The sequence below is a fragment of the Streptomyces sp. CB00455 genome, assembly GCF_001905445.1.
Classification (GTDB): domain Bacteria; phylum Actinomycetota; class Actinomycetes; order Streptomycetales; family Streptomycetaceae; genus Streptomyces.
Genome location: NZ_LIVQ01000014.1, coordinates 33154 through 52858, shown reverse-complemented (window position 1 = coordinate 52858; position 19705 = coordinate 33154). Strand labels below are relative to the sequence as shown.

At 69.9% G+C, this 19705-nt stretch carries 27 protein-coding genes; 24 read left to right on the top strand and 3 right to left on the bottom strand.

Going from position 1 to position 19705, the window contains the following annotated elements:
* Window positions 1-168 precede the first annotated feature (168 nt).
* The 12 genes from AMK16_RS32880 (at window position 169) to AMK16_RS32835 (ending at window position 9675) form a co-directional block, all read left to right on the top strand.
* Window positions 169-645 (top strand): hypothetical protein, encoded by a 477-nt coding sequence (locus tag AMK16_RS32880; protein WP_073921004.1) that lies wholly within the window; start codon window positions 169-171, stop codon window positions 643-645.
* A 119-nt stretch (window positions 646-764) separates the two neighbouring features.
* The gene (locus AMK16_RS37900; RefSeq protein ID WP_242439032.1) at window positions 765-950 is read left to right on the top strand and encodes a hypothetical protein; all 186 of its coding nucleotides are present in this window, start codon (window positions 765-767) and stop codon (window positions 948-950) included.
* 553 nt (window positions 951-1503) lie between these two features.
* Complete coding sequence (locus AMK16_RS32870) at window positions 1504-3303, top strand: ATP/GTP-binding protein (RefSeq protein ID WP_073921002.1); 1800 nt, start codon at window positions 1504-1506, stop codon at window positions 3301-3303.
* 17 nt (window positions 3304-3320) lie between these two features.
* Window positions 3321-3734 (top strand): hypothetical protein, encoded by a 414-nt coding sequence (locus AMK16_RS32865; RefSeq protein WP_073921001.1) that lies wholly within the window; start codon window positions 3321-3323, stop codon window positions 3732-3734.
* Between the two features lie 71 nt (window positions 3735-3805).
* A complete protein-coding gene (locus AMK16_RS32860) occupies window positions 3806-5941 on the top strand; it encodes a chromosome segregation protein ParM (protein ID WP_073921000.1) in 2136 nt (711 codons plus the stop codon).
* A 101-nt stretch (window positions 5942-6042) separates the two neighbouring features.
* Complete coding sequence (locus AMK16_RS36440) at window positions 6043-6207, top strand: hypothetical protein (RefSeq protein WP_158071273.1); 165 nt, start codon at window positions 6043-6045, stop codon at window positions 6205-6207.
* 100 nt (window positions 6208-6307) lie between these two features.
* Window positions 6308-6451 carry a hypothetical protein gene (locus tag AMK16_RS36435; RefSeq protein WP_158071272.1) on the top strand — a complete coding sequence of 48 codons (144 nt, stop codon included), beginning with the start codon at window positions 6308-6310 and terminating at the stop codon, window positions 6449-6451.
* 91 nt (window positions 6452-6542) lie between these two features.
* Complete coding sequence (locus tag AMK16_RS32855; protein ID WP_073920999.1) at window positions 6543-7085, top strand: DUF6197 family protein; 543 nt, start codon at window positions 6543-6545, stop codon at window positions 7083-7085.
* A 119-nt stretch (window positions 7086-7204) separates the two neighbouring features.
* Window positions 7205-8023 carry a hypothetical protein gene (locus tag AMK16_RS38235; RefSeq protein ID WP_073920998.1) on the top strand — a complete coding sequence of 273 codons (819 nt, stop codon included), beginning with the start codon at window positions 7205-7207 and terminating at the stop codon, window positions 8021-8023.
* Window positions 8024-8136: 113 nt separating this feature from the next.
* Complete coding sequence (locus AMK16_RS36430) at window positions 8137-8352, top strand: hypothetical protein (RefSeq protein WP_073920997.1); 216 nt, start codon at window positions 8137-8139, stop codon at window positions 8350-8352.
* A gap of 193 nt (window positions 8353-8545) precedes the next feature.
* Complete coding sequence (locus AMK16_RS38420) at window positions 8546-9019, top strand: RRQRL motif-containing zinc-binding protein (RefSeq protein ID WP_338014534.1); 474 nt, start codon at window positions 8546-8548, stop codon at window positions 9017-9019.
* A gap of 26 nt (window positions 9020-9045) precedes the next feature.
* On the top strand, window positions 9046-9675 hold the full coding sequence (locus AMK16_RS32835) for a class I SAM-dependent methyltransferase (protein ID WP_073920996.1): 630 nt from the start codon (window positions 9046-9048) through the stop codon (window positions 9673-9675).
* Window positions 9676-9787: 112 nt separating this feature from the next.
* Here AMK16_RS32835 and AMK16_RS32830 read toward each other — a convergent pair whose 3' ends face one another.
* Together AMK16_RS32830 and AMK16_RS32825 are read right to left on the bottom strand one after the other, a co-directional pair.
* The gene (locus AMK16_RS32830; protein ID WP_073920995.1) at window positions 9788-12265 is read right to left on the bottom strand and encodes a site-specific integrase; all 2478 of its coding nucleotides are present in this window, start codon (window positions 12263-12265) and stop codon (window positions 9788-9790) included.
* On the bottom strand, window positions 12262-12459 hold the full coding sequence (locus AMK16_RS32825; protein WP_199885682.1) for a hypothetical protein: 198 nt from the start codon (window positions 12457-12459) through the stop codon (window positions 12262-12264). Before AMK16_RS32825 ends, AMK16_RS32830 begins: the two co-directional genes overlap by 4 nt.
* A gap of 13 nt (window positions 12460-12472) precedes the next feature.
* Here AMK16_RS32825 and AMK16_RS32820 point away from each other — a divergent pair, with 13 nt between their 5' ends.
* The 12 genes from AMK16_RS32820 (at window position 12473) to AMK16_RS32770 (ending at window position 19224) form a co-directional block, all read left to right on the top strand.
* Entirely contained in the window at window positions 12473-12826 is a 354-nt protein-coding gene (locus tag AMK16_RS32820) for a hypothetical protein (protein WP_199885681.1), read from the top strand.
* Window positions 12827-12914: 88 nt separating this feature from the next.
* Window positions 12915-13592, top strand: coding sequence for a GGDEF domain-containing protein (locus tag AMK16_RS32815; protein ID WP_073920994.1), 678 nt, complete (start codon window positions 12915-12917; stop codon window positions 13590-13592).
* Window positions 13589-14029, top strand: coding sequence for a hypothetical protein (locus AMK16_RS32810; protein ID WP_073921042.1), 441 nt, complete (start codon window positions 13589-13591; stop codon window positions 14027-14029). The genes AMK16_RS32815 and AMK16_RS32810 overlap by 4 nt, the downstream gene beginning before the upstream one ends.
* Window positions 14026-14307 carry a hypothetical protein gene (locus AMK16_RS32805; protein ID WP_073920993.1) on the top strand — a complete coding sequence of 94 codons (282 nt, stop codon included), beginning with the start codon at window positions 14026-14028 and terminating at the stop codon, window positions 14305-14307. The genes AMK16_RS32810 and AMK16_RS32805 overlap by 4 nt, the downstream gene beginning before the upstream one ends.
* A 23-nt stretch (window positions 14308-14330) precedes the next feature.
* Window positions 14331-14537, top strand: coding sequence for a hypothetical protein (locus AMK16_RS32800; protein ID WP_073920992.1), 207 nt, complete (start codon window positions 14331-14333; stop codon window positions 14535-14537).
* Complete coding sequence (locus tag AMK16_RS32795) at window positions 14537-15022, top strand: hypothetical protein (protein WP_073920991.1); 486 nt, start codon at window positions 14537-14539, stop codon at window positions 15020-15022. The genes AMK16_RS32800 and AMK16_RS32795 overlap by 1 nt, the downstream gene beginning before the upstream one ends.
* Entirely contained in the window at window positions 15019-15195 is a 177-nt protein-coding gene (locus tag AMK16_RS36825) for a hypothetical protein (protein WP_170198266.1), read from the top strand. The genes AMK16_RS32795 and AMK16_RS36825 overlap by 4 nt, the downstream gene beginning before the upstream one ends.
* Before the next feature lie 22 nt (window positions 15196-15217).
* The gene (locus AMK16_RS32790; protein ID WP_073920990.1) at window positions 15218-15643 is read left to right on the top strand and encodes an NUDIX domain-containing protein; all 426 of its coding nucleotides are present in this window, start codon (window positions 15218-15220) and stop codon (window positions 15641-15643) included.
* A gap of 97 nt (window positions 15644-15740) precedes the next feature.
* Window positions 15741-16160: a RapZ C-terminal domain-containing protein gene (locus tag AMK16_RS32785; protein ID WP_073920989.1), complete on the top strand. Its 420-nt coding sequence runs from the start codon at window positions 15741-15743 to the stop codon at window positions 16158-16160.
* The gene (locus tag AMK16_RS32780) at window positions 16157-16684 is read left to right on the top strand and encodes a hypothetical protein (RefSeq protein WP_073920988.1); all 528 of its coding nucleotides are present in this window, start codon (window positions 16157-16159) and stop codon (window positions 16682-16684) included. Before AMK16_RS32785 ends, AMK16_RS32780 begins: the two co-directional genes overlap by 4 nt.
* Window positions 16685-16987: 303 nt before the next feature.
* Window positions 16988-18331, top strand: coding sequence for a ParB/RepB/Spo0J family partition protein (locus tag AMK16_RS32775; RefSeq protein ID WP_073920987.1), 1344 nt, complete (start codon window positions 16988-16990; stop codon window positions 18329-18331).
* Window positions 18328-19224 carry a ParA family protein gene (locus AMK16_RS32770; RefSeq protein WP_073920986.1) on the top strand — a complete coding sequence of 299 codons (897 nt, stop codon included), beginning with the start codon at window positions 18328-18330 and terminating at the stop codon, window positions 19222-19224. Before AMK16_RS32775 ends, AMK16_RS32770 begins: the two co-directional genes overlap by 4 nt.
* A 238-nt stretch (window positions 19225-19462) precedes the next feature.
* Here AMK16_RS32770 and AMK16_RS32765 read toward each other — a convergent pair whose 3' ends face one another.
* The gene (locus tag AMK16_RS32765; protein WP_073920985.1) at window positions 19463-19660 is read right to left on the bottom strand and encodes a hypothetical protein; all 198 of its coding nucleotides are present in this window, start codon (window positions 19658-19660) and stop codon (window positions 19463-19465) included.
* Window positions 19661-19705: the final 45 nt, after the last annotated feature.

The window sequence follows — 19705 nt, the reverse complement described above, 5'->3', positions numbered from 1 at the left end:
GAGCGCGGTCCGGTGACGGCCACGGCCGGCAGGCCGCTCTCCCGCCCCCGCCCCGAGCGGGGACGCGGGCCAGGCACGACCCGAGCACCACCACCCCAACCCGCGCAAAGCCTCGGGGACCAAGGACTCCTCTCCTACCCCAACCCCCGAGACCTGGAGGTCTTCCGCATGCACAGCAACGACCCGAATCACGCACCCCTGCGCGATGTGGCGCAGAGCCCCGAGGCGACCGCCCGGTACCTGGCCGACGTTCAGCGGGTCCTGCTGGACATCGGCAGGAACCTGGAGGCCCTCGCCCTGGAGACCCGCGTCCACTGCCGCGACACCCACGTCGAGGGCGACCGCTGGTTCGACGCCTGGATGCGCGCCCAGCCCGTAGAGCGGGCGCTCAAGGATGTGCTCAAGCACCTCGAGGGCGTCACCAAGGGCCTGGAAAAGAGCGCATTCAAGCGCCGCGCCCACGACGAGGCGGTCGCGAATACCGCCAAAAAGAGGAAGGAAAAGGAGCTGGAAAGGAAGCGAAAGAATATCCCGCCGCTCCAGGCCGCCCCGCAGAATACGCCGCAGCAGAGTGCGCCCAGCCGGAATTCCGGCTATGGTGGCCCCACGTCGATTTACGACATGGGTAACAGGGAGTCGGCGTGACGCGCCCCCTCAGCAGCACGGAACGCTCCATTCAGGGGCGCAACAGCTGGCTGCAGGATGAAGAGCGCAGGGCAATCGAAAGTCGCGGCGAGTTGGGCCGGATGGAATTCTGGCTCCGCGTGACCCGAACCCGAATCACCAAGGACGTCAGGGCCGGACGCGCCGACGTCATCCCCGGTTTCACGAGCGTCTGCCGCCTCTTCAAGCTCGCGATCGACAAGCGGGCCGAGGGCGACCCGAGGCTGTGGAACCACCTCATGCAGTACGCGCAGCAGGTGCTGGAGCAGCACGACCCGCGCCGCTGAACACCCAACGAAGGCCCTGCCGGACTCCGGCGGGGCCTTCGCCTCGCGTAATGCGTGCACACGTGCACGTGCACACGCGTGCACGCGAGACCGACTGTCTGTCAAGCCCTCTGGAGGGAGGTGCACCGTGTCCGACGTGGACGACCCGAACGGGATCCTGCTCCGTGGCCCCTGGAGCGGTGAGCCCTCGTACGCCCCGCCGCCGATCCCGGATTTCGCCGACACCATTCCGCCGCCGGAAGACATTCCCGCCGCGCCGCCGGAAGCGCCGCAAGAAAGCACGATGGAACTTCCGGCGGTTCCGGCCGCGCCGGACCCGGCCGCGGCATTGCGCTCGGACGGATTCGCCCCGCCGGAATACGGAGAAGAAGAAGGCGGATATGAGGAAGGTGAATACGTACAGCCTCGTTCTCTCGCCGATCGCCTCGGTGACTGGCTGGAGTTCCGCCTTGAAATGGTGCGGTCCAATCATGAAAGCGAAGCGCCTTTCCGTGAGGCTGAAATAGCGCGGAAGGTCGTACTGCTGGAGGGCCGCACCGCGCAGGATGTCGCGATGATGGAGCAGAACGGAAAGCTCCACACCGCGATGATGAAAGCGAAGGGCGACAAAGCGGCGGCACGCGGAAAAGCCGACGCCGACCGCATGAAGTCGCCCGGCTCCGGGCTGGGAGCGGACAAGGGCCGCTCGAAGGCCGGCGGCGGGGGCGGGTCCCCGCGCGGCGGAGGCGGCAGCGGTGGCGGCGCGCCCCGCAACAGCTCGGGGCCCGGTTCGAAGGGGCACGGCTCGCGCGGCTCGAACTCCGGCGGAAGTGCCGGGCGTTCGGGGACCGGGGCGGCTGGAAGCGGCAAGGGCGGCACGAAGGGCCCTGACCGGTCCTCTGGCGGTCGTTCCACCGGTCCGGGGCGCACCGGGCCCGGCGGGGGTCCGAAGGGCTCCCACAGCGGCTCTGGCGGCTCAGGCAAGGGCAGCGGTCACAAGGGCGACGGCGGCCGGACCCAGCCTCACAGCCCGGCGTCCAACGCCCGTGCGGAGCGGGCCCGCGGCCGCGCCGATCGCGCCGCGACCCGCCAGGCCGGACGCCAGGAACGCCGCAGCTCCGGGCACACCGCCGGAGTCGCCGACCGGACCAAGAACCGGGACCAGGCGCGCGCCAACCGGCAGCAGGAATGGGAGAACCGCCGGGCGAAGAAGGCGGAGCGGGAGGCGGCACGGAAGGCGAAGCGGGAAGCCGCGGCGACGTCCGACGCGGGCCGCACCACGCTGGGCCAGGCCGTCGGCGAGGAAGCCCAGCGCCGCTGGGACAAGCGCCGCGCCAACGCGAAGGCCGCCCAGGACGCGAAGGACGCCAAGGACAAGGACCCCAAGGACGACGACGCCAAGGACGACAAGGCCAAGGGCACCGATGCCAAGGGGACCGGCACGGACTCCGACGCCAAGGCCAAGAAGGACCCCAAGGACGGCCCTGACGGGACCCCCAGCGACGAGAAGGCCACCCCGGCGGGCGATGAGTCCGGCAAAGACTCCAAGGCCGGTGACGAGCCGTCTGCCGGCTCGAAGAAACGCCGCCGGTTTCGCCGCCGTTCGGGCGGCTCGGACCGGGCCGGGCACCGGGGCCGCACCCGGCGTACGGGACGCACCGGCCGCGCCGGGCGGGCAGGGCGTACCGGCCGTGAAGGCCGGCGCGGACGCCGGTCCTCGGAAGGCCGGTTCGGACCGCCGCCCACCCCAACGGCGGAGTGGCCCGACCACCCCAGCCGCCCGCCAGGCCCCGCCGAAGCCGACGCCGGGGACGACATCGTCGACGCGGTCATCGTCCCCGACGAGCCCGCGGCCGTCACAACCGGCGTTCGCGGCCTGCCTCCCGCCCCCGAGCCCCATTCCGAGCGCCCCGGCACCACCCGAGAGACTCCCAAGGAGAACAGCGTGAGCAGCAGCCCGGCCAGGACCGGTCCGGCCCGGTCGAACGTGGCCGCCAAGCACCGCACCGACATCACCTTCGACGAGTTCCTGGTCTCGGTGGCGAACATCGCCCTGGCAGCGACCTCGGACAAGGAGCTCGCCGAAGAGCTGGCCGCAGCCCTGGACAAGCTCGCCGAGCAGCTGGACGACATGGCCGACGAGCTGGCCGACGACCACAACATCGACGCCAAGGTCACCGATCTCCTGTCGGACCTGCGCGAGGCGACGGCCCAGATGAGGCGCGAGGCCGAGCGGTGCGCGTACGAGTGCCAGGGGGCCTGGGAGGCCGCCGTGATCGTGAGCCGCTCCGTCGCCAAGGTCTACGGCCAGGACATGGACGCCAAGCGGGACGCCGGTCTCGCGCAGGTTTCCTCCGCAGCCCACCACGAATAGAAGGAGGCCAGTACCCCATGGGAAGTGAACTCGTACCCCGGCAGCCGGGGACCGTCGCGACCACCGGCGACAACAGCTACAAGTCGGTCCAGAACAAGATGAGCCGCCTCGCCCGGAAGATGGACGACGCCGGCACGGAACTCGAAGCGCTGCGCCGCAGGATCCGCAGCAACGCCAACAAGGCCGATCAAGTCGGCACGGACATCGCCAACGCCGGACTGGACCGGCGCTACATCGAGGTCATGAACCTGCTCGTCACCGCGCTCGGCGCGGCCGCAACCCAAGCCCTGGCGCTGCAGAAGTCAGCGGCCGACGTCTGCGACCTGGCCCACCGCACCCGCAACACCCACCAGAAGCTCTACGGCGGTCTGGACCAGGTGCGCAGCAACCGCAACGTGGCCACGCCCAAGCCGGGCTTCTTCAACAGCTGACCCACCACCCACCTGCAACGGGCGGCCCCGCGATCTTCGGGGCCGCCCGTGCCCGTCCCGGAGGAGAGCCGGTGACCACGCCGCGCAGTGTCGCGCTCGAACGCCTCGCCTACACCCTCACCGCGCCCGTGCTGGCCGTGGCCCCGAACATCTACACCGACAGCCCCGTCAACCAGGTCGTGCAGCTCGCCGGCGCCGCCGGGATCGGCGGCTGGTTCCTCGCAGCGAAGAGCCAGGGGCCCGGTGCTGGACGCAAGATCCTGCGCTGGTCCCCGCTCGTGCTGGCCGCAGCCATCGACGTCACCGCCAAGAACACCGCCGGCTGGGGACTCTGGTGGCTGGACGGCCTGCTCGCCGCCGGATGGGCAGCGGCCGGCTACCTGGTGATGCCGTTCTCCCGGCACACCCGCCGCCACCACCGCCCCGCCCTCGCCGCCCCCGCCCCGCAGCCGGCGCCCGCCGAAGCCCTCGAGCCGTCCCCGGCGCAGCCGGACGACGGAGCTGACCCGCTCACCCGCGACGCCCGGCTGCTGTGGGAGCAGGCTGGGATGCCCGGCCGCACGCACATCGTCAAAGCCACCCGGCACCCCGGCCAGCGGCACGACATGACGATCCTGCTGCGCGCCTCGGAGACCGGACGGCCGATTACCGGCCTGTCGGAGGCCGCGGTCGCCGCGCCGTTCGGCGTGCACTCCGGCGACGTCGTCTTGGCGGAGGTCGCCATCCAGCCCGGCCGCCAGGGCGGACCCGGCTGGATGGAGGCCCGCATCACCCCCGACGCCGGCCAGCGTCGGCGCACCGAGCCGACCGCGCAGGAGCGCTGGACGGACCGGGTCGGCGGTCCCAAGGGCGGCGCCCCCAACTCCGAACTGGTCCACAGGACCCGCGACGACAAACGAGCGGTGACCTTCTACCGGGCGAAAATGACCGACTCCACCGAGACTCCGCGGATCGACCTGAGGAAGGTCTGCCGCGGACTGGGCCTGCCCGAGGATGACTCCTGCGTCTTCGTCCTCATCGACGGCAACGAGTTCCTGATCAGCGCGTTCGACGAACCGCCGCTGTCGCAGATCTTCCCCGCCACCCGCGAGCTCCTCACCCCGGACCCCAAGGGCATGTACGTGTGCGGGTACACCATCACCGGCCAGCCAGTGAAGAACATGGTGTTCCAACACGACAAGAACGCCGCACGCCATGGACTGATCCTGGGCGTGTCCCGGAGCGGGAAGACCCAGTACTTCGCCATCGACATGGCCGCCCAGTCGCTGGCCGGCCAGGTGGTGTGGCTGTCCACCGTCCGCAAGGACGAGAAGACGACCGTGCTCGGGAAGTACATCGACCGGCAGGGCTCCAACGCCCTGTGGATGGCCCGCTCCCTGCGCGCGGCGCAGGCGCTGTGCGAGATCCGCGCGGAGATGCCCTGGCCGCATGACGGGCAGCCGCACGACTACAAGCCGGGCGACCCGCGCTGCCCCTACCGGCAGCTGAACGTGTTCGCGGACGAGTTCATGACCGCGGCGCAGGACGCGCAATTTGGCGAGTTCATCCAGGCCGACGGTGACGACCTCACGGTCACCGGCCTGAAGTACGGGATCGGCTTCAACCCGGCCGGTCAGTCCCCGTTCGCGCACAACGGCTTCTCCACCGAGATGAAGGACAACCTCCGGCAGAACAGCCGGCCGACCATCTTCAACATGGGCTCACCCGGCGCCACCCGCAAAGCGGCGGAAGGCACCATGGAAAACCCCTACGACGTGCCCACCATCCCCGCCCGGTACGCCCGCACCGAGGGTTCCGCAATCGAACGGGCCATGCGGGGCGAAGCCGACCCGGAGAACGGGGTCTCCACCGGCGGAGTCGCGGTCATCGTCCTCGACAACGGCCGCGCCGTACTCATGCGCTCGCTGTACGCGGACTTCGACACCGACCTCGCCGAGCTGTTCCCCGACGAGGTCAACCGGCTCACCGACCACGAGATCGCCGAGCTGACCAAGCGCGGCCTGTGGTTCGACTGGACCGAGCCCGTACGGCCCGGCGAGTTCTGGCCCGAGCCCGATGAGGACGACGAGGGCGAGGGCCGGTCCCGCCGACGCGTCGGCGGAGGCGGCGGCGGGCGCGGCTCCAAGAGCGGCGGCAGCCGCCCGGAGCAGAAGGTCACCTCGGCCCGCCAGGCGCTGGAAGCCATCAAGAACCTCACCGACGCCTGATCACACCCCATCCATCCCCGGGGCCGGCCCGCCCGAGCGCGGCCGTCCCCTCCACTCTCGAAGGAGTACCACCCGCCGTAGCCCTCTCGATCTCCGCCCCCGTGCTGCTAGCCATCATCGTCGTCGTCCTAGCCAAAGGCGGATACGTCCGCGTCGGCCCCGCGCTGACCTGCACGCTGTTCGGCTTCACCCTCGCCGCGACCGGCCTCGCCCCGACCATCAACAGCGCCCTGGCCTCACTGGCCGGACTGGTCGCCAGCTTCTGATCATCCTCCGCCAGCCAGTTCCGCCAACGCCGCAGCGAACCGCCGGTATCTGCCGCATGCTCGTCTCGGGCCCCACCTACCACCCGGGGGAGACGAGGACATGGCACACCTGCACTACACCTGTTGGAGCTGCGACGAGGACTGCGTCGTGCACGGCGATGGGTGCGACTGCTGCGACCTCGTAGAAGTCCCCGACGAATGGGACTGCTGGAACTGCGGCGCGCTGAACTACACCCCCGACTAGCCCGCCCCCTCTCCCCGCTGCACGACGCCGAAGGGCGCCGCCGAAGAACCACCCCGGCGGCGCCCTTCGGCGTACCCCGCCTGGAGCCCCGATGCCCACCACCGCCCCCTCCCCCGCCATAACCCACCCCGTCCCGACCACCGAAGCCACACCGCCAGCGGAACTGTCCCTCGAGGAACGCATGGCGTTCATCAAGGCGGCGATGACCGTCCGGCTGGACGAGGCGGCCGTCGCCTACGAGGTCAACACGGCCCACATCGCCACCGAGCCCGTCGACCTGGCCGACGTCCTCACCGTCCCGCTCATCCCGACCCTCCAGCCGCCCACGCCCTACCCGACCCCGGTCGCCGCCCTGCTGCAGCGCGCGCACCACCGGCTGCTCACCGGCGGCTGGTGCTCGGGCGCCCTGGTCGATAAGGAAGGAGCCCGCTGCCTGTACGGCGCGATCCACGCCGAGGCCCGCGGCGACCCGAACCTCGAATCGCGCGGCCTGGAGGTCCTGATGGACGCGATCCGCCGAAAGTTCACCGACGTCGACTCCGTGCCGTCCTTCAACGACGCGCACAGCTCCGGCCGTGTGCCGATGCGGATGCTCGACCAGGCCGCCGACCTCGCCCACGCCCGCGGCCTCTAACCGCCCCGCTCCGGACCACCTGCCTCGCACCCGAACCCCTCGCGGTCGGGTACGGGCCAGGCCGTCTGGCCTGCACACCACCACCCGTCACACGAACCCGATCAAGGGAGCGCCCCGCCATGCAGTCCGACGACAAGCCCGTCAGCGGCCAGCAGAACCCGAACAGCCCGAGCTTCCTGGACCTGCTCGACCAGATGCCCCCGCCGCCGGCCACCGGCCCGGACAAGGACTCTGGCACCAACCTCGCCCAGCTACGCGCCGCGTGGAACGCCTCCTGGGAGCAGGGCGGCTTCCTGCACGGGCGGTGGGAGGAACTGCGCCAGGTCCCGCAGGCCGGCTGGCACGGCATGGCCAACTGGATCAAGGCCGTCCTGATCCTCACCGGGATGTGCGCGGTCATCATCCTGCTCGACACCGCTGGGGACATCTTCGACGCCGCCCTCAACCGCCTGGCCGACGCGGTGCCCGCCACCCAGGTCGGCACCAGCGCCACCGGCGAGTTCTGGGGCGTGGTCGACAACCCGATCCGCACCTACATCGCCCAGCACACCGCCGGCCTCCCGGTCAGCGGCGCCGCCATCTACATCTTCTGGCAGGCCACGGGCCTGTTCGGCCTGATCGGCGGCTTCATCGGCGCCACCGGCGCCCGCCTCACATGGACCTGCTGGGGCGCAGCAACCGCTTCGGTCGTGTGGACCACGACCCCCGCCGACGGGCGCACCGTCGCCACCGCCATCGCCGTCCTCGCCTGGACCATCGCCTCCACCGCTGCCCTGCGGGGCCTGAGCCTGCGCCCCTTCATCAACATCAACAACTTCCCCCCGCCCGCTCCGGCCTTCCAGCCCCAGATCGAGATCCGGCCCGAGATCCACATCCCCGCCCCGGCCCCCGCGCCCGACGACGACGCCCCCGACAACGTCCACCCCTTCCAGCGCTGACCCCGGTCGCTCCGCCTGGTCCTCGCCCCTCCCCGCCACCGCGGGGCCGGGCGAGGGCCGGACAGGCCGACCGGCCTCACGCACCACCCGACCCCCGACCGAATGGAGAACACGTGGCCGTCATAGGCGTGCTGACGGAGCCGACCCCGCCCACCTGGTGGAAGGCGAACCGGCACAAGGTCTACGGCACCGGCGGACTGCTGATCGGCTACCTGATCGGCACCCACCTGCAAGGCGCCCCCGACCAGCAGCCGCAGCACCCGCGCCCGAGCCACACCACGCCGGCCCCGACCACGCCCGGCGCGCACCGCACGCACACGCCCGCCTGACCCGGCACCCGCCGCTCCGCACCCCGCCGACACGTTCGACGTCGGCGGGGTGCGGAGCTGTGCACCGACCTCTGGAGGAACCGATCGTGCTCATCCCCCGCCCGCGCCGCCGCATCGGCCGGCCCCGCCCGCAGCGCCCCGGACCCCGCCACCCGTACCGCCCCGACCGGCTGCCCGGCACCTGGCGCCGGTGATGCCGCGCCGCCGAACCAGGCGCCGCCGCCGCGAGGTGACCCGGGTGCCGCGCAGTGACGCGGCGCTGCCCGAGTTCGACCGCAGCACGGTGCCCGAAGGACTCGTGACCAGAAGGCAGTTACGGGACATGCAACTGAGCCCCGGCAGCAACGAGGGCCCGGTCGCGATCCTGCGGTGCAGGTTGTGCGCAACCCGCCCGCAGTGGTCCTGCCGTCACCCGACCCGCGGCTTCCTGCTCCGCGTCGACCTGGCGAAGCCCAAGCGCACGCCGACGCTCGCCCAGGAGTGGGCCCTCGATCGAGCGATGGCAGCCAGACAGACCTGTGGTCAGTGCAAGAGGCGGTTCTACATCTGCCTCTCGAAGAAGCTCGGCTGCTGCCTTCTCCGAACTACTGGGGCGTCCCATGGTCTGGTGACAGGACGATCCGTCCTGCGGAGAAGGGGCAGGTATGAGGCCGGAGAACTGCTCTGAACGGCGCGGGTGTTAGCTTCCTTCCCGTGTTGAAACACCAGGACGAGACCAGGGCGGCCTACGACGGGGTCGTCGAACTGTATGCGTCGATGTTCGCCAATCAGTTGGAGACGCAGCCGTTCGCGCGGAACATGATCGGCACCTTCGCCGAACTCGTGCGTGGCACGGGGAACCTACGGGCAGCCGACGTCGGGTGCGGACCCGGCCACTTGACGGCCATGCTGCACGACTTGGGGCTGGACTCCTTCGGGCTTGACCTCTCCCCGGCTATGGTCGCCCACGCCCGGCGGGCCCATCCGGGGCTGCGGTTCGACGAAGCACGAATGGAGGCCCTGCCGGTCGAGGACGGCGCGCTCGGCGGAGTGCTGGCCCACTACTCGATGATCCATACCCCACCTGAAGAACTGCCCGCGCTGCTCGCTGAGCAGGTGCGTGTCCTGGCACCAGGGGGCCTGCTCCTGGCGTCCTTCTTCGGAACCGACGGGCCGGAGCCTGTCCGCTTCGATCACAAGGTGGCGCCTGCCTATAGCTGGCCGGCGGACCAGTTTGCCGAGTTGCTGACCGGGGCTGGACTCGTCACGGTGGCTCGGTTGCTCCACGACCCAGCGTCCGAGCGGGGCTTCCTCGACACCCACCTACTGGCCCGCCGCCCGTAGAACTGACCCGTGGCCGGGGCCGGGGAGGCATAGATCATCCGTGGCTGAAGCCCGTCCAAGCGCCGCGCTCTGCGGCGGTGTCCGCTGAGCACGCCGGAGTAAAGCCATTCAGTCACGCAGGCCCCGGCGGGGTGGCCACCCCACTGGTACGAGCAGCGATCTCCCGGAAGGTAGGAATCCCCAGGTCGACAGACTCCTGCTTCCGGGAGATCTGAGCGTCGAGTTGGGCAAGCTTCTCCTCGGCGTGAGCAAGGCTGCTCTGCAGCCCCTCGATCTCGCCGAGCCAGCCTTCCCTCTCGGCTTCCAAGATGCGCGTGAGGAGGTTGTCGCGGATCTCGACAAGCCGGGGACGCTCTGTCGCGTGGACGATCAGGACGGGGCATCGGACACAAGCGTGTTCGTGAGCACAGTCAGTTCCGTATGCGCGGCCGCAGTCGCCCAGGGCGAGCTTACGGCGCTCAAAGTGCCCGAGAAACTCTCCCCACTCCTCAGGAGTGACGGTGCGGTATTCATCGGCAGGCCGCAGAGCCCGGCGCCGGGCGATGAACGCTCGATGTGCCTCGATGGCATCAGTGGGGTAGATCGCGGCGTATCCCATCGTCGTTCCGATGTGGTCGTGACCAGCGATGACCTGGGCGATGTGAGGTGGCAGGCCGTTGAGGATGGAGTCCGTGATGAAGATCCGGCGGAAATCGTGGGGCTGAAAGATGAGGGGGTCACCCGCGCTGTCCGTCAGACCTGAGGCCAACAAGGTGACGTCGAGTCCCCGACGGATCGTCGCTCGTGACAGCGGACGCAGGTAGCCACCAGAGCGATCCTGGAACAGGAGAGGCATCGGCGGGTTCCAGACCCGTTCATAGTGGTCATAGCTACGAAGAACAGGGACTCGCCCGTCCGAACCTCGGACTCGAGAGACCACCGTACTCAACACGTCCGCCAGCTCCGGCGTGACCAAGACAAGTCGCTCTTGGTCCGTCTTCGACGGGGCGATCTGCAAGAGCGGAACGGTCTGCCCGGTGGTGGGGAGCTTGTAGCTGACGATGCTGTGATGCCCCAGCTCCAGGAGTTCCTCGATACGGATGCCGGTGTGCCGCAAGATCTCGATGGCAGCCCACCCCCAGAATGCGCTGCGCTCCTCACCCGCGAATGAGCGCCGGGTCCCCTTCGCATCCCAGGCATGGATCGGACGCCCGTCAGCGCACTTACTGAAGCGCGGAACCCTGAACGTCTCACCAAGCACGCTGAAATCCGAACCGAGCGGGGCAGCATTGAGTGCATCGAGACGTGCCGTGGCCTCTTTCAACAGGCGGTGAGCCGTCTTCACCAGCGTGGGCAGCGCCGGCAGGCGCTCGCGAGTACGTTGGTCCATGCGTGCCTTGAGCTGCTTCTCAGCCTTTCTTCCCGAGCACTCGGCTTCGCTGATCGGGCAGGGTGCCACCCAGGCAGCCCACTGGCCGGGGTCCTCCACTGCCCACTCCGCCAGGTCCAGATAGAAGGCTCTGACCTGGGTTTTGATCCCGATTGCACCTCGGCGTGGCTCTGTGAACTCACGAAATGACCCGTCGGGCAGACGCTTACGGACGGTCTTCGTAGCCAGGCGGACCTTCCAGGCAGTCATCACCTCGGCAGGCAGCCGAAGAGAGCCGATGCCCGGATGATGCCGCTCCAGGTCGCCCCAGAAGCGCAGCGCCAGCGAGATCGTGAGTGCCTGCAGCGTCGTGAAGTCGAGCCCTACGGAACGATGGGAGAGGTAGGCGACCAAGAGATCGCGGATCGGACGGCACTGCAGTTCGTATCGGTCGACAAGATCCGCCGGGGTGAGTTGCCCCGTACGGTTCGAGATCCGGAACAGCGTGTGCGGTGCGTCTGCTGGAAAGAGACCCAAGTCGCATAGCCAGGTGTAGGCGAGCTGGATCCGTCCATTGCTGTTGCGCGGATTCTTGCTTTGCCAGAGCAGCAGGTCGCCGACGACGATGTCCTCGATGGCGCCGCCTCGGCAGGCCATGATCTCCGCAATGGTTTTCAGCCCGGACGAGATATTCGCAGCCGAGATGTTGGTCGGCAGTGAAGCCCTCAAGCGGGCGAACCCCTCGGGGTCGCGTGTGGTCTCCAGAGCCGGCCGAAGATGCCTCGACCTTGACCCGATGAGGAATTCCGGGTCGGGTCTGACGGCATCCGCGCAGATCAGCGCCAGCACCCCGACGAGGAGCGTTTCACGGCGAGATACTCGCCCTTCCGGGCGGGCCCAGGCTGCGAAGGCATCCCTCCACCCCTGCGACGCAATGTGCTGGCCGTGGGCAGGGCTCCTCTGCCAGCGCTGCTGCCAGGTTTCTCCAGGAAAGGTCATCAGCCAGTCGAGCAGGAGACGTGCCCCGAACATCCGATTCGCCTGGGCGCTGGGTTCCACAGCTCGTAGCGGTGGGCGAGCCAGCCGCTCAAGGACCTCTTCACGCGTGACCGCGGTCGCTTCCCACGTGCTTGGTCTTTCCCGATGCGGGAATCGGTTCATCAGCTTGAGCTCTTCGGCGCCCACCATGCTTGTGACCCGCGGAACGAAGCTCGAGCCGACGTGCGTCGCAGTGCTCGTCATGAGGCGTCCCGGCCGAAGAGGATGGACAAGGAGTCGGGGTTGTAGGACGGCTCGTCAACAGGCACAGGAGTCTCCTCGCGTCGCTTCTCCTGACGGGCGTGGTGGGCAAGGCCGGCTCTGATGACGTCATCCCTGGTCGGACGGTTGTAGATGTCCAGGGTCGACAGGTACTTGTGACCGAGGATTTTTTGCACGTAAACCGGCGGCATGTTCAAGTCATCGAGCGCCTGCCGCCCCCACAACGGCGAGATGCTGCGCGTCGTGAACGCGGTCGCCCGCGACGTCATGCGCCGATACGAGGTTGACGTCCCGATACACCACGCAACGGACCAGGACCGGCGAGGACATCACGTCTTCAACGGCTGCGCCGCCGGACCGGGCGAGGCCCTGGCAGCCGCGCACAGCGCCTACGACCGGGCCGTGCAGTACGTGTCCGCCGGCCTCCCGGCCCCCGACGACGCCAGCAACGGATGGGCCGCGCGCGGCCTGCGTTCCGACTGGGTCCTGGACTGGCACAAGGCCACCGCCAAGGCGTGGGTCAACCCCAACAGCCTGATGTGAATTCGCCCCGAGGCAGGCGCCATAGGCGTCGAAACCGTCGCCTGCCCCGGGTTCCCCATCCCGTACGAGACGAGAGGGAGATCCCAGTATGGACTCCGTCCTGCACACGACGGGCCGTTTCGGCCCGCGCACCCTCCTGATCACCGCCGCAGCCGTTCCGCTGACCGGCTGGGCAGTCCACGCCGTCACCCTGTACAAGCAGATCGCCGCCAAGGAGAAGGACCCGCTGACCGGCCTGCTGCGCCGCGACGCCTACACCGCCCGCGCCCGCCGGCTCCTGGCCCGCCACGGCGACAAGGTGACCGTGGTCATGGTCGACGCCGACCACTTCAAGCAGATCAATGACGGCATGGGCCACGAGGCCGGGGACACCGTCCTCGCGTCGATCGGCGCCCGGCTCACCGCGTGGGCGGGCCCGCACGCGTCCGTCGGCAGGCTCGGGGGCGATGAGTTCGCTGTGGTCCTGGAGCTGAAGGACGACCGCCGCGCACTGCGCCTGGAGCAGCTGGTCCGGATGCTGCACACGCCGGTCACCCTGGACGACGGCCGCACCGTCGACGTCGCCGCCTCGGTGGGCGCTGCAGCCCCGGCCTCGGTCGGCTCCCGCGACCTCACCGCGCTGCAGAGGGCCGCCGATGCCGCTCTCTACGACGGCAAGCACTCCGGCCGCGCGGCCTTCGCGACGGCGCAGCACGTCACGGTGCCGTCCATCAACGGCCGCCGGGCCGGCCGTCCGGGCACGGCGGTGTGGGGGCGGGCCGCATGAGCACCGTGACCCTGCCCGAGGGCGACTGGATCCGCGGCATCAGCATCCGGCAGCCGTACGCGGCCTGCATCCTCGCCGGAGCCAAGACGGTGGAGAACAGGCCCGCCCGGTGGCGGACCGGCTGGGTGCTGCTGCACACGAGCCAGACCGTCGACCGGCCCGCCCTGCGCGTCCCGCTGATCGGCCGCACGATCCGCGACCGCCAGCTGGTCACCGGCGCGGTCGTTGGCATCGCCCGGATCACCGACTGCCACCAGGACCCCGGGGGATCGCCGCTCTGCTCGCCGTGGGCACACCCCGGGGCCTGGCACCTCGTGCTCCAGGACGTCCAGGAGCTCCCCCTGCCGGTCCCCGCGCGCGGACAGGTCGTGCCCTGGAAGCCGAAGCCGGACCTGCTGGAGCGCGTCTTCCAGCAGCTGCCCGGCTTCCGGCCGTGACCACCCGAGCCAAGAAGAAGCCGCCGTTCGAGCCGGGCCTGGTCCCGGCTCCCGGCGCGCTCCTCGAATGGCGCGACAGCCAGCACTACGACCGCTGGCAGGACCGCCCCTGCGTGCTGTGCGACAAGCCCACGCCGATGCGCTCCCACGCCGGGGAGCCCGTCCACAAGGCGTGCGCGGAGGACTGGATCGCCGCGAACCCCGTTGAGGCCCGCCGTGAGGGCCGCTTCGCCTCCGACACCCAGCCCAAGAGCACCAAGCGCGCCACCCACGCCTGAACCCCTCCCCCTCGGAGGTCCCCATGAGCAGCACTGACCGCGACGTCGACCACGCTCTCGCCTACCCCGAGCCGCCGGCCTCTCCGCTCTGGCACCGCCACGGCGCGGCGAAGGCCCGGCCCCTCACGCCCGCTGAGCAGAAGCGCAATGCCGAGCTGCTGGTGCTCGCGCAGCGCACCCCCCGACCCCGCTCCCCTCGCCCCACCGAGACCCTGGCGGAGGCCAGCTGATGGACACCACCCGCTGCACCGTCGACGGCTGGGTCGACGCCATCCCCGCCCCCGGCCCGCACGGCACCGCGATGTTCGACCTGACCGTGTGCCCCGTCGACGCGGACACCCTCCCCGAGGAGGCCCCCGACACGGTCGTCTCCTGCACCAGCATGGTCGCCGGGATCGTCCACGAGCTGCTGACCGGAATACAGCCCGGCGACCTGCTTCGCGTCACCGGCGACCTGGTCCAGCCCCAGACGCCCGGTGCGCCCGCCCGGCTCACCGTGGACGTCCTCCAGGTCCTCGAAACCGCCCTGGTCCCGGCCCTGCGCGAGATGGTGATCGACAGGTTCGGCGACTACTGCGTCATCTTCGACGCCGACACCGACGCCGTGCCCGTCTTCACCGCGCGCGGCACGTGGGTCGGCCTCGCCGACAACCCCGACGCCATCACCACCCTGATCGACATCCACGAGCGCGTGCACGGCGGTGACGACCGATGACCACCGCCGCGCCCCGCACCGTCCTGGAGCGCTTCCCCGCCGGCCACCCCCGCGGCTCCTGGCCCGCCGACGAGTACGCCGCCGCCCAGCGCGCCCAGGGCCACGATGCCCACGTCGTGATGGACCTGACCACCGACCAGTTCCTCGTGGTCACCGGCACCACCACCCGATAGCCCATCCAACCGAGAGGTGAACATGACCGAGACCGAGCCCGAGCCCGAGACCATCCGCTACACCGCCGACGTCGTCGCCCTGACGCCCGGCGGCACCGTCCTGCTGATCGAGCGCGGCTGGGAGCCCCACAAGGGATCCTGGGCCCTGCCGGGGGGCCATGTTGACGCCCTGGAAACGAGCCGTCACGCGGCCGTTCGCGAACTCGCCGAAGAGACGGGCCTCCACGTGACCGCCGGCGACCTCCGCCAGATCGGCGTCTTCGACCAGCCCGGCCGTGACCCCCGCGGCCGCTACGTCACCGTCGCCTACGCCGTCGTCGTCCCCGACGACACCCCGATCCACGCCGGGGACGACGCCCACGACGCCCGCTGGTGGCCCCTGGACAACCTCCCGGCGTGCCTGGCGTTCGACCACGCCGACATCCTCAGCGCCGCCAAGACCACCTGAGACCCCACCGCCAGACACCAGAGCGCCGCACCCGAGCCGGAAGGCCGGGCGCGGCGTTCTCGCGTTCCCGCCCTTCACCACCGAGCAGGAGAACCCCTTGCACCCGATCCGCCTGATCTCATTCGGCTACCTGCACCTGCCCACCGGCCCGGACGGCTCCCCCGTCCCGCCCGCCGCCGACCGCATCGAAGACGTCCGCGCACGGCTCCGCGACCCGGCCGCCGCCCGCGACATCCTCGACCTCGACGGCTTCCACCCCCGCGTCCAGGACGTCGTCCTCAACACCCCCGGCGCCCGCGAGCTCCTGGCCAACCTCGCCGACTACGCCGACCTGCCCGCCGGCCCCCGCCGGATCGCCATCGGCTGCGCAGGAGGTAGGCACAGGGCATCCGGTCTCACCGAACTGCTTGCCCGCGAACTTCGCGCCCGCGGCCGCCAGGTCGACGTCGAACACCTCCACGTCCATCTGCCGCGCTTCCTGAAGGCGGCCGACACCAGCACCGGAGCGAGCGCATGACCACCACGGCCCCGTACGAGATCGAGACCAGCGAGGGTGACGACGGCACCCCGCACCCCGTCGAAAAGCTCTGGACGCCCGGCGAGGACGCGGCGGAGAGCGGCTTCGTCGTCCATCGGGACCTGTACGTCACCGGGATCGACGACGCCGCCGAGGACCACCTCTACCCCGTGGCGTTCCTTGTGCTCGGGCATCAGCGGTGGGCCGACATCATCGAGGCCGCCGCCGCGTACATGGCTCGTATCCACGGCTGGCGGAACTTGCATCTCTACCCCGGCGACGACCCCTCCGTACTCATCCCCCTCATCCCGCGCGCGGTCCACACCCACGGCGTCTTCTTACGGCATCCGCACCCCGACCACGGCTGCGGATGCGAGTGGGACGACACCTGGCGCATGGTCTGGGCCCCCGACACCGAACCCGGGGCCGTGCCGGTCACCGCCCTGCGGCATCCCGCCGCCCTGGTGGCTGCTGCCGGCATCCCCAACCCGGATGATGGCGCGCCCGCGAGCTGGGCAGCTTGACCCGCAACGCCCCTCACCGAAGCCCTGCCCCGGCACCCCCGGGGCAGGGCTTTTCCTGTTTTGGGGGGTTTCCTGGGTTCTGTCTGTCTGCCGTTTCCAATGGAAACGGCAGCGAGGATGCTGCCTCGGTCCGTACATGGCCTTCCGTCAATCCCCGCCCAGGGCAACGGCGTTTCCACTGGAAACGGCAACCACCAGCTTGGCCGGCCACTAACTGTTCCTGCTCGGGCTGCGTGAGGGAGCCAGCGTTTCCATTGGAAACGGCTAGTCTCTGGCCGTACTTTCTGTCGTCCTGGAGAATCTATGGCTGCCAACCTTCCGAGGCCCAAGCGCACGAGCACCAAGCAGGCCCCCGCTGCTCCGCCCAAGGAAGAGGCGTTCTACCGGGGCGGCAAGGACCGCAGCGGCGACACCGTCGAACTCCACCCCAAGGACCTCTGCCCCAACCCGTTCAACCGGCGGGCCATGTCGGGCGTTGAGGAGCTTGCGGCCACGATCGAGGAAGTGGGCCTCCTCCAGAACATCGCGCACATCCCCGCGGACATCTGGGTCGAGCACTATCCGGAGACAGCGGAGAAGATCACCGCTGCGAACGTCATCCTCTTTGGGGAGCACCGCTGGCGCGCCATCCAGTCCTTGGGCTGGGAGGTCATCCCCAGCGTCCTGATGGACGACAAGGTCGCCGACGCCCGCCTCATCACCCTCATCGAGAACCTCCGGCGCGCACAGCTCAGCCCGCTGGAAGAGGCCGAGCACTACGAGGCCCTGCGGAGCAGCGGACTGTCCTACGAGCAGATCGCGCAGAAGGTTGGCGAGACCGCCAAGGGGGCCATCTCCAAGGGCACCGTGTGGAAGCGCGTGCAGCTCCTCGCGCTGGAGCCGGAAGTCCAGGGAGCGCTCCGGGACGGCACCCTGGCAGTCAGCACCGCTGAGAAGCTCCAGAAGATGAGCGCCGAGGACCAGCGGGAGGCGGTGACCCTGGTCCAGGGCGGCATGCGTCCGCTGGAGGCACAGGCGCAGATCCTCGCGCGGCAGCGGCAGGACGAACCCGTGCCCGACACGGAGCCGGCCGAAGGAGAGGGTGCCGTTTCCAATGGAAACGGCACTGCCCTCCAGGCGAGCACCGTTTCCACTGGAAACGCTGCCGCCAAGCCCCGGACGACGGCGAAGAAGGAGCAGCCCAAGCCGTCGGCCGACCAGTACGAGCAGGACCGCAGTACCGCAGCCGCAGCCCGGGACGCCGCCTGCCAGCTCCTCGTGGAGACCGTCGACGTCGGCGACACCGCCGACAGCGAGCTCCTCCTCAAGGCCATGACCGGCGCCCTGCTCGCTCCACAGCAGCAGTCCGCCGCGCAGCAGCGCGCCCTGGTCTGGCTCCGCCGAGCCGAACGCCACAGCATCGACGACCAGAACGCCGCCTCGTACTTCAACGCCGTCCAGGACTCCGGTGACGGTGAACTCCAGCGGCTCGCCGCCTTCGCGAGCGCCCTCGCTGCCGCAGAGCTCCGCACCGCCGCCCGCCGGCACTCGTGGGGAACCCGCGAGGTCGGCTACCTCCGCCTCCTCCAGGACCACGCGCAGTACGCCCCGGAGACCGCGTGGGAGAAGAAGGAACTGGGCTCGGACACCACAGGAGAGAACGAGTGACGCGCACCGTCGACCCCCGCTTCCGCCCCAGAGGGCGGCGCCACCCCAAGATCTACGCCTTCATCCTCGAGTGCGGCGGCTCCACCAAGACCACCAGCGCCACCTCCATGGCGACCGAGGCAGCGCTGCGGGGATACCCGGGCACGATCTTCGACTTCGACGCCAACCGGTCCACGACCACGATCCTCGGCTACGACGAAGAGGCCATGAAGGGACGCAAGACCGTCCTCGACCTCATCCACGGAACCGCGACCCTGGACGAGGTCGCGCTCCCGGCCCGATACCGCATCGGCGACGGCTACGGCGACGACGCCTTCGCATACATCCCCGGCCTGCGTGTCGTGCCCAGCTGCAAGGAGATGTCCACCGCGGACACCGCCATCGCCGAGGACGCGGACCGACAGGACTGGTTCGCCGAGATCCTGCTCGGCTACGACGGCGACGAGGACGACGTCCTCTGGCTCGACTTCCCCGCAAGCTACGGGAAGATGGTCTACTCCGTGATCCGGATGCTCGACGAGGACGACTCCGTCATCCCGTCGGTCCGCGCCGATCCGAAGGACGTCAAACTGCTGGTCCCGCTGTTCGAGGAACTCGACCGCGTCAGGGAGAAGAACCGCCTCCGGCGATCGGTCCCCGGCCGCCCGACGGTCAACCACCTGATCCTCACCGGCACCCCGACCGCCAGCTACACCGAAGCATCGGCCAGGAAGGCGACAGCGCTCGCGGAATCCCTGTACGGCGACATCCTCACGCCCTACGTCCGGTACTCCGCCGACGCCAAAAAGCTCTACGACGACTGCTGCCCCCTGCCCATCCTCCTGCCCAACTCGGTGCCGGCAGTCGACTACCGGAAGCTGATGACCAGCATCGGATTCCCCGACCGCACCTGACCGCCGTTTCCACTGGAAACGGCACGCGAGGCCCGACCACCCTCTGGGCGGCCGGGCCCCTCCGCTGTCCACCGGTCAACGCCCTGCGTCGATGCCCTTCCAGCCGTGCCCAAGCCCACGACGCCGTGCTCGTGATGACGGGGCGGTGGCGACCGGGCGGGTGTTCAACGCGTCGGTCACCTGCCGGGCAGCTGGATTCGCTTGCCGATGGTGTGGCGCAGCATTCGCACGGCCGCGGTCAGCTCTCGTAGAGGTCGCGCATCATGTCGGCCCACTGCTGCGCGCGTGTCATGTCGCTGGCGCAGCTTGTGCAGTGAGGCAGCCTGTCGATGCGCGTGGGGTACGGCGTGTTCGAGCGGACTTCGACGGTCGGGCGCAGCGTGAGAGGGCGGCCGCACAGCGGGCAGGGGTCGGCGTAGATCAGTTCGTTCGTCATGCGGCGGACTGTGCACACGTCGACGGGTTAACGTCTCGGGCTGAT